Below are 9,423 nucleotides of genomic sequence, written 5' to 3'. Positions count from 1 at the left end.
TTACTTCTTCTTAGCCTCTTTGGTACGCACGACTTCGTCGGCGTAACGAACACCCTTGCCTTTATAAGGCTCAGGACGACGGTAGGCGCGCAGATCTGCTGCAACCTGACCGATCAGCTGTTTATCCGCGCCTTTCAGCACGATTTCAGTCTGGGTCGGACATTCTGCAGTGATACCGGCCGGCAGCGGATGCTCAACAGGGTGTGAGAAGCCCAGAGACAGGCCTACTGCATTCCCTTTGATAGCTGCACGATAACCTACACCAACTAGTTGAAGCTTTTTAGTGAAGCCTTCGGTAACACCAACAACCATTGAGTTCAGCAGTGCACGCGCGGTGCCAGCCTGAGCCCATCCGTCTACGAAACCATCTCGCGGACCGAAGGTCAGAGCATTATCTGCATGTTTAACTTCAACAGCATTGTTGAGGGTACGAGTCAGCTCGCCATTTTTACCTTTGATCGTAATAACCTGACCGTCGATTTTTACATCAACGCCGGCAGGAATAACGACCGGTGCTTTAGCAACACGAGACATTGTTTCCTCCGATTAGGCTACGTAGCAGATAATTTCGCCACCAAGACCAGCTTGGCGCGCTGCACGATCAGTCATAACACCTTTAGAGGTAGAAACAACTGCGATACCCAGACCAGCCATAACTTTAGGCAGCTCATCTTTTTTCTTATAGATGCGCAGGCCTGGGCGGCTGACACGCTGAATGCTTTCTACAACAGCTTTACCCTGGAAATACTTGAGAGTAAGTTCCAGTTCCGGCTTGGTGTCGCCTTCAACTTTAAAATCTTCGATAAAACCTTCTTCCTTCAGCACATTGGCAATTGCCACTTTCAGCTTGGCGGAAGGCATGGTGACCGCAACTTTGTTCGCGGCCTGACCGTTACGGATACGGGTCAGCATATCCGCGATCGGATCTTGCATGCTCATCTGTCTTTACTCCCGTGATTCAATTGGTGACAATTACCAGCTAGCCTTTTTCAGACCCGGGATTTCACCGCGCATAGCGGCTTCACGGACCTTAATACGGCTCAACCCGAACTTCCGCAGGAAAGCGTGCGGACGACCAGTTTGACGACAGCGGTTACGCTGACGAGACGGGCTGGAATCACGCGGCAGAGACTGCAGCTTCAGAACTGCATTCCAACGGTCTTCGTCGGAAGCGTTCACATCAGAGATGATCGCTTTCAGTTCAGCGCGTTTAGCGAAGAATTTATCAGCTAAAGCTACGCGCTTTACTTCGCGTGCTTTCATTGATTGCTTAGCCATTCAGTAACCCTACCTTACTTGCGGAACGGGAAGTCAAAGGCAGCCAGCAGAGCACGGCCTTCTTCATCAGAGTTCGCAGTAGTGGTAATGGTAATATCCAAACCACGCACGCGGTCGACTTTATCGTAGTCGATCTCTGGGAAGATGATCTGCTCACGGACACCCATGCTGTAGTTACCACGACCATCGAATGACTTAGCGGACAAGCCACGGAAGTCACGGATACGTGGAACAGCAATAGAGATCAGGCGCTCAAGGAACTCCCACATGCGTTCGCCACGCAGAGTTACTTTACAGCCGATCGGATAGCCCTGACGGATTTTGAAGCCTGCAACAGATTTGCGTGCTTTGGTGATCAACGGCTTTTGACCGGAGATTGCTGTCAAATCAGCTGCTGCATTATCCAGCAGTTTCTTGTCAGCGATCGCTTCACCAACACCCATGTTCAGGGTGATCTTCTCGACCCGAGGGACTTGCATGACAGAATTGTAGTTAAACTCAGTCATGAGTTTGCTAACTACTTCGTCTTTGTAGTAATCATGCAGTTTCGCCATCGTACTACTCCAAATTACTTGATAGTTTCGCTATTAGATTTGAAGAAACGGACTTTTTTGCCGTCTTCGAATCTAAAGCCTACACGGTCAGCCTTGCCAGTTACCGTGTTGAAGAGCGCAACGTTAGAAACCTGAATTGCAGCTTCTTTTTCAACGATGCCACCTGGTTGGTTCAGGGCCGGAACCGGCTTCTGATGTTTCTTAACCAGATTGATACCTTCAACAATGATCTTGCCGGAAGACAGAACATTTTTTACTTTACCGCGTTTACCTTTATCTTTACCGGTTAACACGATAACTTCGTCATCACGACGGATTTTCGCTGCCATGATTCGCTCCTTAGAGTACTTCTGGTGCCAGAGAGATAATTTTCATGAACTTTTCAGTACGAAGTTCACGAGTTACCGGCCCAAAGATACGCGTGCCGATAGGCTGCTCGCTGTTATTGTTTAAAATAACGCATGCATTACCATCGAAGCGAATGACAGAACCGTCAGGGCGACGAACACCCTTCCTGGTGCGCACCACTACCGCTTTCAGCACATCACCTTTTTTGACCTTACCACGTGGAATTGCTTCCTTGATGGTGATCTTGATGATGTCGCCTACGCCTGCGTAGCGACGGTGCGAGCCACCCAGAACCTTGATACACATTACGCGACGTGCACCGGAGTTGTCGGCGACGGTCAGCATAGTCTGTTCTTGGATCATTTCAGTGCTCCGCTAATGTCAACTACTACCTGAGACCCTAAAATCAGAGTCGTCGAAAAGCCCCATATTGAGGGCGCGGCATTATAACACCGGTTCTACAATATGGGTAGAAAAAATAAACGGCTCATTGCTGAGCCGTTTATTCGTATTGAGAAGGCTAGTCTATTACAGAACTGCTTTCTCTACAACGCGAACCAGCGTCCAGGACTTAGTCTTGGACAGCGGACGGCATTCGTGGATTTCTACCACGTCACCGATACCGCATTCATTGTTCTCGTCATGTACGTGCAGTTTGGTCGTACGCTTGATGAATTTACCGTAGATCGGGTGTTTCACAATACGTTCGATAGCAACAACGATGGATTTCTCCATTTTGTCACTAACAACACGACCTTGCAGAGTACGGATTTTATCGGTCATTACGCACCCGCCTTCTGAGTCAGTAAAGTCTTAACGCGTGCAACATTGCGACGCACTTGCTTCAGCAGGTGAGTCTGTTGCAGCTGGCCACTTGCAGCCTGCATACGCAGGTTAAACTGCTCACGCAGCAGGTTCAGCAGCTCAGCGTTCAGCTCTTCAACGCTTTTTTCACGCAGCTCATTTGCTTTCATTACATCACCGTCTTAGTTACAAAGGTGGTTTTAATCGGCAGTTTCGCTGCTGCCAGTCCGAATGCTTCACGGGCCAGCTCTTCCGGTACACCGTCCATTTCATACAGGACTTTGCCCGGCTGAATCAAGGCAACCCAATACTCCACGTTACCTTTACCTTTACCCATACGAACTTCCAGCGGCTTCTCGGTAATTGGTTTGTCCGGGAATACACGGATCCAGATTTTACCTTGACGCTTAACTGCACGGGTCATTGCACGACGTGCTGCTTCGATCTGACGTGCAGTCAGACGACCACGGCCAACAGCTTTCAGACCGAAAGTGCCGAAGCTAACATCCGTACCCTGCGCCAGACCACGGTTGCGGCCTTTGTGCACTTTACGGAATTTTGTACGCTTTGGTTGTAACATCAGCGACGCTCCTTATTTACGGCCTTTACGCTGCTGCTTTTTAGGCTGAGCAGCCGGTTTTTCCGGTTGTTCAACAGCAGCCATGCCACCCAGGATCTCACCTTTGAAGATCCATACCTTAACACCGATTACACCGTAAGTGGTGTGCGCTTCAGAGGTGTTATAGTCGATGTCAGCGCGCAGAGTATGCAACGGTACACGACCTTCGCGGTACCATTCGGTACGTGCGATTTCCGCGCCGCCCAGACGGCCGCTAACTTCAACTTTAATGCCTTTAGCGCCCAGACGCATTGCGTTCTGTACTGCACGCTTCATAGCACGACGGAACATAACGCGACGTTCCAGCTGTGAAGTGATGCTGTCAGCAACCAATTTAGCGTCCAGTTCAGGCTTACGAACTTCAGCGATGTTGATCTGTGCAGGAACGCCAGCGATATCCGCAACGACCTTGCGCAGTTTTTCTACGTCTTCGCCTTTCTTACCGATAACGATACCCGGGCGAGCAGTGTGAATAGTCACACGAATGCTTTTAGCCGGACGCTCGATAACGATACGAGATACAGACGCTTTAGCCAGTTCCTTAGTAAGGTACTGACGTACTTTAAAATCGCTGTCTAGGTTGTCAGCGAATTCTTTGGTGTTCGCAAACCAGGTTGAATTCCATGGTTTTACAATACCCAGGCGAATACCATTAGGATGTACTTTCTGACCCATTGCTAGTCTCCAGAGTCTCAGCGATCGGACACAACCACAGTAATGTGGCTGGTGCGCTTCAGGATGCGATCTGCACGACCTTTCGCACGCGGCATAATGCGCTTCATGCTTGGGCCTTCATCTACGAAAATTTTCGCAACTTTCAGATCGTCAATGTCAGCGCCATCGTTGTGTTCAGCGTTAGCAATGGCAGATTCCAGTACTTTCTTGACGAATACCGCAGCTTTCTTGTTGGTATAAGTCAGGATGTCCAGGGCCTGCGACACTTTCTTACCGCGAATCAGGTCAGCAACAAGGCGAACCTTCTGAGCAGAAGAACGAGCATGGCGATGTTGAGCTAAAGTTTCCATCTCTTCCTCCTACCTTATTTCTTCTTCGCTTTTTTATCAGCAGCATGGCCGCGATAAGTACGAGTCGGTGCGAATTCACCCAGTTTATGACCGACCATTTCGTCGGAAACAAAGACTGGAACGTGCTGACGACCATTATGGACAGCGATGGTCAAACCGATCATGTTAGGAAAGATCGTTGAACGACGGGACCAAGTGCGCAGGGGCTTCTTGTCTCCGCTTTCCACCGCTTTCTCTACCTTCTTCAGCAAGTGCAGGTCAATAAAAGGACCTTTCTTGAGAGAACGTGGCATGGCTTATCCTCTAAAATTATTTGCTACGGCGACGTACGATAAATTTATCAGTACGCTTGTTGCTGCGGGTCTTCTTACCTTTGGTCTGAACGCCCCATGGTGTTACAGGGTGCTTACCAAAGTTACGACCTTCACCACCACCATGTGGGTGGTCGACTGGGTTCATCGCAGTACCGCGAACGGTAGGGCGAATACCACGCCAGCGTGCAGCACCTGCTTTACCCAGAACGCGCAGCATATGCTCAGCATTGCCAACTTCGCCCAGAGTAGCGCGGCAGTCTGCTTCGACTTTACGCATTTCACCAGAACGCAGACGCAGGGTGACATAAGCACCATCACGAGCAACGATCTGAACGTAAGTACCAGCGGAACGTGCCAGCTGACCGCCTTTACCTGGTTTCATTTCTACGTTATGAACGGTAGAACCAACCGGGATATTGCGCATCGGCAGGGTGTTGCCTGCTTTGATTGCAGCATCAACGCCAGATTGAATCTGGTCGCCAGCTTTCAGGCCTTTAGGGGCCAGGATGTAACGGCGTTCGCCATCTTTGTACAGAACCAGCGCGATATTCGCGGAACGGTTCGGATCGTACTCAAGACGTTCAACAGTAGCTGGGATACCGTCTTTGTTGCGTTTGAAGTCAACAATACGATAAGCCTGCTTATGACCACCACCGATGTGACGCGTAGTGATGCGGCCATTGTTGTTACGACCACCGGATTTGCTGTTTTTTTCAACCAGCGGAGCAAAAGGCTTGCCCTTGTGCAGCTCAGGGTTGACCACTTTAACTACGTGGCGACGACCCGGAGATGTCGGTTTACATTTAACAACTGCCATTGTATTACTCCTCCGACTTACTCAGCGCCGCCAACGAAGTCCAGATTCTGGCCTTCCTTCAGGGTGACGTAAGCTTTTTTCCAGTCGCTACGACGACCGATACGCTGTCCGTGACGTTTAACTTTCCCTTTAACAACCAGGGTGTTAACGACTTCGACTTCGACTTCAAACAGTTTCTGCACAGCAGCTTTGATTTCTGCTTTGGTCGCGTCTTTAGCAACTTTGAGAACGATGGTATTGGTTTTTTCCATCGCAGCAGACGCTTTTTCAGAAACGTGCGGCGCACGAAGCACCTTCAGCAGACGTTCTTCACGAATCATGCCAGCATCTCCTCAACTTGCTTAACAGCATCAGCAGTCATTACGACTTTGTCGAAGGCGATCAGGCTAACCGGGTCGATACCAGTTGCATCGCGTACGTCAACTTTATGCAAGTTGCGCGCAGCTAAGAACAGGTTCTCGTCCAGCTCACCGGTGATGATCAGCACATCTTCCAGAGCCATGTCTTTCAGTTTCTGGGCCAGCAGCTTAGTTTTAGGCGCTTCTACAGAGAACGTTTCGACAACGATCAGACGATCCTGACGTACCAGTTCGGACAGAATGCTTTTCAGCGCGCCGCGGTACATCTTTTTGTTTACTTTTTGACTGTGGTCCTGTGGGCGAGCAGCGAAGGTCACGCCACCGGAACGCCAGATCGGGCTCTTAATAGAACCTGAACGCGCACGGCCGGTACCTTTCTGGCGCCACGGCTTTTTGCCGGAACCAGTTACTTCAGCACGAGTCTTCTGAGCACGAGTACCCTGACGAGCACCAGCTGCATAAGCAACAACAACCTGGTGAACCAGCGCTTCGTTGAAATCACGACCGAAGGTAGTTTCGGAAACAGTCAGCGCGCTCTGCGCGTCTTTCAATACTAATTCCATTGCTATCTCCTCACGCCTTCACAGCTGGTTTAACGATCAGGTTGCTACCGGTTGCACCCGGAACAGCACCCTTAACCAGCAGCAGGTTGCGCTCAGCGTCAACACGTACCACATCCAGGCTCTGGACAGTTACGCGTTCGTTGCCCATCTGACCTGCCATCTTCTTGCCTTTGAACACTTTGCCCGGAGTCTGGTTCTGACCGATAGAACCCGGAACGCGGTGAGACAAGGAGTTACCGTGCGTGGCATCCTGAGTACGGAAGTTCCAGCGCTTAACGGTACCAGCAAAACCTTTACCTTTAGAGGTACCGGTTACGTCAACTTTTTTAACTTCAGCAAACAGCTCAACGCTAATGTCCTGACCTACAGTGAACTCTTCGCCTTCAGCAAGACGGAATTCCCACAGACCACGGCCAGCTTCAACGCCAGCTTTAGCGAAGTGACCAGCTTCCGGCTTAGTTACACGACTTGCTTTTTTAGAGCCAGTGGTAACCTGAACTGCACGGTAGCCATCGTTAGCCAGGTCTTTAACCTGAGTAACGCGGTTTGCTTCAACTTCGATAACGGTTACTGGGATAGATACGCCATCTTCAGTGAAGATGCGGGTCATTCCCACTTTTTTACCGACTAAACCAATCATTGTTTCAACCTCTCAATCGCTCGATGACCTGATTAACCCAGGCTGATCTGCACGTCTACACCGGCAGCCAGGTCCAGACGCATCAGAGCATCAACGGTTTTTTCAGTTGGCTCAACGATGTCAACCAGACGCTTGTGAGTGCGAATTTCATACTGATCACGCGCGTCTTTGTTGACGTGTGGAGAGATCAGAATGGTAAAGCGCTCTTTGCGGGTCGGCAGCGGGATCGGACCACGGACTTGCGCACCAGTGCGCTTAGCAGTCTCGACGATTTCCGCGGTTGATTGATCGATTAGACGATGATCAAACGCTTTAAGGCGGATACGGATTCTTTGGTTCTGCATGAGACCAGAGCTCCAATTATTTTATAAGCGAAAATGATTACTACTCATACCCATTACGATTGATGGGTGAGTGTAACCGTTCTTACGTAGCCCCCCAATTGGGAGCATTGTTAGGTAACAAAAAACTGTTACCCAGGTTCAGATTGAACCAGCTGTCAATTACGACAAGCCCGCGCATTATACGCAAAATAGGACATAACGCAAGTGCAGTTTATAAAACAACCTGGAAGCCCAGATTTACGAGCCAGTTCGCAATTCGCATGTCGTACTCAGAGGTTGAGTCGATCCGTTGGAATGCTCTACGCAAAAGCAGATTTTACTGTTTGTTTGTACGTACGCTAAGAAAGAGGATGTCGCAGCGATCACTTTAGAGATTTTAATCATGCTTGCTGCGTTTCCCTTTTTCGTTATCTATGCAACGTTGACCTACTTTCTCGTACGTGAAGACATGCGTTCAGGTCTGTTACCGGATAAATATGTCTGCCCGCTTCTCTGGTCAGGACTTCTGTTTCATCTCATTAATGATCGTGCATTTCTGGCCAGTGCTGTTGGCGGGGCCATTGCAGGTTACATCGGCTTTGCGTGCTTATATTGGGGGTTTTATCTGATGTATAAACGCGAGGGGCTTGGCTATGGAGATGTAAAATATCTTGCTGCTTTAGGAGCATGGCACGGTTGGCCTGTATTGCCAGCGTTGGCGCTAGTTGCCGCACTTCTTGGCGCGACCTATGTGCTGATCATGGTGCTTTTGAAACCCGGAATGCAGATACATAAAAACCCGCTACCGTTTGGACCATTTATGGCGGCAGCAGGTTTATTAACGGGTTGGCAAAGTTTAATCACCCTTCCACTTTGATTTGAGACTGGAGGTAATTTTGCAAACCAATTTTGCCAATTAGATCCAGCTCTGTCTCAAGCCAATCAATGTGGCCCTCTTCGTCTGCCAGGATCTTAATCATCATATCCCGGCTAACGTAGTCATGGACACTATCAGCATAAGCAATAGCTTCCCGGAGATCTTTTGCACCATCAAGCTCAAGCGTGAGATCTGAACGAAGCATCTCTTCGACGTCTTCACCGATGCCGAGTTTGCCAAGATCCTGCAGGTTAGGAATGCCTTCAAGGAAGAGAATACGCTCGATGTATTGATCAGCGTGTTTCATTTCGTCGATGGATTCATGATATTCAACATCGTTGAGGCGCGTCAGCCCCCAGTTCTTGAACATTCTTGCATGAAGAAAATACTGGTTTATCGCGACAAGCTCATTTCCCAATAATTTATTGAGATAACTTATGATTTTAACATCACCTTTCATTATATAGTCCCTCCGCTTCCACTTATTGAAGCGTAGATGGGGCTACAAGGATGTCAAAAAAAAGATACAGCCTTAAGCGATCTCTTTGTATTCCGGGATCTGCATCAATTCGTCCTGCATAATCTCACGTGCCGCGCGCACGCACTTACCGCACTGATTTCCTACCGGAATAAATTTACGAAGCTGTTGGAAAGACTGAGGATGAAACTGTCGAACGGCTTGACGTATTTTTTTGTCACTCACGCCATTACACAAACAAACGTACATAGAAACTCCCGTTCAATTTATGCACAAAGTGTAAGTGAGAATAATTATGATTTCAATAGCAGATACGTCGGGACAGGCGTTATCAGGAGGCAAAAAATGCGAAAAAATGTGACAAGTCATAAACCATAGATAGCAAAAAGGGCATCATCTGATGCCCTTTAAATACGCATTGCTT

Annotated in this window: 20 protein-coding genes; 1 reads left to right on the top strand and 19 read right to left on the bottom strand. The window is 49.0% G+C overall.

The features are described from left to right. From rplF to rpsJ, 17 genes are all read right to left on the bottom strand, one after another. Complete coding sequence (gene rplF, locus AC0LWE_RS22105; RefSeq protein WP_006178917.1) at positions 1 to 534, bottom strand: 50S ribosomal protein L6; 534 nt, start codon at positions 532 to 534, stop codon at positions 1 to 3. 12 nt (positions 535 to 546) lie between these two features. Next, complete coding sequence (rpsH, locus tag AC0LWE_RS22100; RefSeq protein ID WP_006178918.1) at positions 547 to 939, bottom strand: 30S ribosomal protein S8; 393 nt, start codon at positions 937 to 939, stop codon at positions 547 to 549. Between the two features lie 33 nt (positions 940 to 972). After that, entirely contained in the window at positions 973 to 1,278 is a 306-nt protein-coding gene (gene rpsN / locus AC0LWE_RS22095) for a 30S ribosomal protein S14 (protein WP_015960709.1), read from the bottom strand. 14 nt (positions 1,279 to 1,292) lie between these two features. Continuing rightward, positions 1,293 to 1,832 (bottom strand): 50S ribosomal protein L5, encoded by a 540-nt coding sequence (gene rplE / locus AC0LWE_RS22090; protein WP_015960710.1) that lies wholly within the window; start codon positions 1,830 to 1,832, stop codon positions 1,293 to 1,295. Positions 1,833 to 1,846: 14 nt separating this feature from the next. Next, positions 1,847 to 2,161 carry a 50S ribosomal protein L24 gene (gene rplX / locus AC0LWE_RS22085; protein WP_015960711.1) on the bottom strand — a complete coding sequence of 105 codons (315 nt, stop codon included), beginning with the start codon at positions 2,159 to 2,161 and terminating at the stop codon, positions 1,847 to 1,849. A gap of 10 nt (positions 2,162 to 2,171) precedes the next feature. After that, complete coding sequence (rplN, locus tag AC0LWE_RS22080; protein ID WP_015960712.1) at positions 2,172 to 2,543, bottom strand: 50S ribosomal protein L14; 372 nt, start codon at positions 2,541 to 2,543, stop codon at positions 2,172 to 2,174. A gap of 165 nt (positions 2,544 to 2,708) precedes the next feature. Beyond that, positions 2,709 to 2,963, bottom strand: a complete 255-nt coding sequence (rpsQ, locus tag AC0LWE_RS22075) for a 30S ribosomal protein S17 (RefSeq protein WP_015960713.1) — start codon at positions 2,961 to 2,963, stop codon at positions 2,709 to 2,711. Next, positions 2,963 to 3,154 carry a 50S ribosomal protein L29 gene (gene rpmC, locus AC0LWE_RS22070; RefSeq protein ID WP_006817276.1) on the bottom strand — a complete coding sequence of 64 codons (192 nt, stop codon included), beginning with the start codon at positions 3,152 to 3,154 and terminating at the stop codon, positions 2,963 to 2,965. The genes rpsQ and rpmC overlap by 1 nt, the downstream gene beginning before the upstream one ends. Next, on the bottom strand, positions 3,154 to 3,564 hold the full coding sequence (gene rplP / locus AC0LWE_RS22065) for a 50S ribosomal protein L16 (protein ID WP_002919759.1): 411 nt from the start codon (positions 3,562 to 3,564) through the stop codon (positions 3,154 to 3,156). The genes rpmC and rplP overlap by 1 nt, the downstream gene beginning before the upstream one ends. A 12-nt stretch (positions 3,565 to 3,576) precedes the next feature. Continuing rightward, positions 3,577 to 4,278 carry a 30S ribosomal protein S3 gene (gene rpsC, locus AC0LWE_RS22060; protein ID WP_000529945.1) on the bottom strand — a complete coding sequence of 234 codons (702 nt, stop codon included), beginning with the start codon at positions 4,276 to 4,278 and terminating at the stop codon, positions 3,577 to 3,579. A gap of 17 nt (positions 4,279 to 4,295) precedes the next feature. Next, positions 4,296 to 4,628 (bottom strand): 50S ribosomal protein L22, encoded by a 333-nt coding sequence (gene rplV / locus AC0LWE_RS22055; RefSeq protein ID WP_015960714.1) that lies wholly within the window; start codon positions 4,626 to 4,628, stop codon positions 4,296 to 4,298. Between the two features lie 14 nt (positions 4,629 to 4,642). After that, complete coding sequence (gene rpsS / locus AC0LWE_RS22050) at positions 4,643 to 4,921, bottom strand: 30S ribosomal protein S19 (RefSeq protein WP_001138115.1); 279 nt, start codon at positions 4,919 to 4,921, stop codon at positions 4,643 to 4,645. Positions 4,922 to 4,937: 16 nt separating this feature from the next. Beyond that, positions 4,938 to 5,759: a 50S ribosomal protein L2 gene (gene rplB, locus AC0LWE_RS22045; protein WP_015960715.1), complete on the bottom strand. Its 822-nt coding sequence runs from the start codon at positions 5,757 to 5,759 to the stop codon at positions 4,938 to 4,940. Positions 5,760 to 5,776: 17 nt separating this feature from the next. Next, a complete protein-coding gene (gene rplW / locus AC0LWE_RS22040; RefSeq protein ID WP_004868363.1) occupies positions 5,777 to 6,079 on the bottom strand; it encodes a 50S ribosomal protein L23 in 303 nt (100 codons plus the stop codon). After that, positions 6,076 to 6,681, bottom strand: a complete 606-nt coding sequence (rplD, locus tag AC0LWE_RS22035; protein WP_015960716.1) for a 50S ribosomal protein L4 — start codon at positions 6,679 to 6,681, stop codon at positions 6,076 to 6,078. The genes rplW and rplD overlap by 4 nt, the downstream gene beginning before the upstream one ends. 10 nt (positions 6,682 to 6,691) lie before the next feature. Beyond that, a complete protein-coding gene (gene rplC, locus AC0LWE_RS22030) occupies positions 6,692 to 7,321 on the bottom strand; it encodes a 50S ribosomal protein L3 (RefSeq protein ID WP_015960717.1) in 630 nt (209 codons plus the stop codon). Between the two features lie 32 nt (positions 7,322 to 7,353). Continuing rightward, positions 7,354 to 7,665, bottom strand: coding sequence for a 30S ribosomal protein S10 (gene rpsJ / locus AC0LWE_RS22025; protein WP_009639175.1), 312 nt, complete (start codon positions 7,663 to 7,665; stop codon positions 7,354 to 7,356). Between the two features lie 382 nt (positions 7,666 to 8,047). Between rpsJ and AC0LWE_RS22020 the strand changes: the two genes are divergently transcribed. After that, complete coding sequence (locus tag AC0LWE_RS22020) at positions 8,048 to 8,521, top strand: prepilin peptidase (RefSeq protein WP_202668822.1); 474 nt, start codon at positions 8,048 to 8,050, stop codon at positions 8,519 to 8,521. Here the strand turns inward: AC0LWE_RS22020 and bfr are convergent. Both bfr and bfd read right to left on the bottom strand, forming a co-directional pair. Further along, a complete protein-coding gene (gene bfr / locus AC0LWE_RS22015) occupies positions 8,505 to 8,981 on the bottom strand; it encodes a bacterioferritin (RefSeq protein WP_131486927.1) in 477 nt (158 codons plus the stop codon). The genes AC0LWE_RS22020 and bfr overlap by 17 nt on opposite strands. A 72-nt stretch (positions 8,982 to 9,053) precedes the next feature. After that, positions 9,054 to 9,248, bottom strand: coding sequence for a bacterioferritin-associated ferredoxin (gene bfd / locus AC0LWE_RS22010; protein WP_125295712.1), 195 nt, complete (start codon positions 9,246 to 9,248; stop codon positions 9,054 to 9,056). Between the last annotated feature and the right edge of the window lie 175 nt (positions 9,249 to 9,423).

Source organism: Lelliottia sp. RD5 (assembly GCF_056032945.1).
This window is presented reverse-complemented; position numbering and strand designations above follow the sequence as displayed.

Coding starts and splice junctions, on each gene's coding strand:
- rplF (WP_006178917.1), bottom strand. CDS start 534: ATGTCTCGTGTTGCTAAAGCACCGGTCGTTATTCCTGCCGGCGTTGAT.
- rpsH (WP_006178918.1), bottom strand. CDS start 939: ATGAGCATGCAAGATCCGATCGCGGATATGCTGACCCGTATCCGTAAC.
- rpsN (WP_015960709.1), bottom strand. CDS start 1,278: ATGGCTAAGCAATCAATGAAAGCACGCGAAGTAAAGCGCGTAGCTTTA.
- rplE (WP_015960710.1), bottom strand. CDS start 1,832: ATGGCGAAACTGCATGATTACTACAAAGACGAAGTAGTTAGCAAACTC.
- rplX (WP_015960711.1), bottom strand. CDS start 2,161: ATGGCAGCGAAAATCCGTCGTGATGACGAAGTTATCGTGTTAACCGGT.
- rplN (WP_015960712.1), bottom strand. CDS start 2,543: ATGATCCAAGAACAGACTATGCTGACCGTCGCCGACAACTCCGGTGCA.
- rpsQ (WP_015960713.1), bottom strand. CDS start 2,963: ATGACCGATAAAATCCGTACTCTGCAAGGTCGTGTTGTTAGTGACAAA.
- rpmC (WP_006817276.1), bottom strand. CDS start 3,154: ATGAAAGCAAATGAGCTGCGTGAAAAAAGCGTTGAAGAGCTGAACGCT.
- rplP (WP_002919759.1), bottom strand. CDS start 3,564: ATGTTACAACCAAAGCGTACAAAATTCCGTAAAGTGCACAAAGGCCGC.
- rpsC (WP_000529945.1), bottom strand. CDS start 4,278: ATGGGTCAGAAAGTACATCCTAATGGTATTCGCCTGGGTATTGTAAAA.
- rplV (WP_015960714.1), bottom strand. CDS start 4,628: ATGGAAACTTTAGCTCAACATCGCCATGCTCGTTCTTCTGCTCAGAAG.
- rpsS (WP_001138115.1), bottom strand. CDS start 4,921: ATGCCACGTTCTCTCAAGAAAGGTCCTTTTATTGACCTGCACTTGCTG.
- rplB (WP_015960715.1), bottom strand. CDS start 5,759: ATGGCAGTTGTTAAATGTAAACCGACATCTCCGGGTCGTCGCCACGTA.
- rplW (WP_004868363.1), bottom strand. CDS start 6,079: ATGATTCGTGAAGAACGTCTGCTGAAGGTGCTTCGTGCGCCGCACGTT.
- rplD (WP_015960716.1), bottom strand. CDS start 6,681: ATGGAATTAGTATTGAAAGACGCGCAGAGCGCGCTGACTGTTTCCGAA.
- rplC (WP_015960717.1), bottom strand. CDS start 7,321: ATGATTGGTTTAGTCGGTAAAAAAGTGGGAATGACCCGCATCTTCACT.
- rpsJ (WP_009639175.1), bottom strand. CDS start 7,665: ATGCAGAACCAAAGAATCCGTATCCGCCTTAAAGCGTTTGATCATCGT.
- AC0LWE_RS22020 (WP_202668822.1), top strand. CDS start 8,048: ATGCTTGCTGCGTTTCCCTTTTTCGTTATCTATGCAACGTTGACCTAC.
- bfr (WP_131486927.1), bottom strand. CDS start 8,981: ATGAAAGGTGATGTTAAAATCATAAGTTATCTCAATAAATTATTGGGA.
- bfd (WP_125295712.1), bottom strand. CDS start 9,248: ATGTACGTTTGTTTGTGTAATGGCGTGAGTGACAAAAAAATACGTCAA.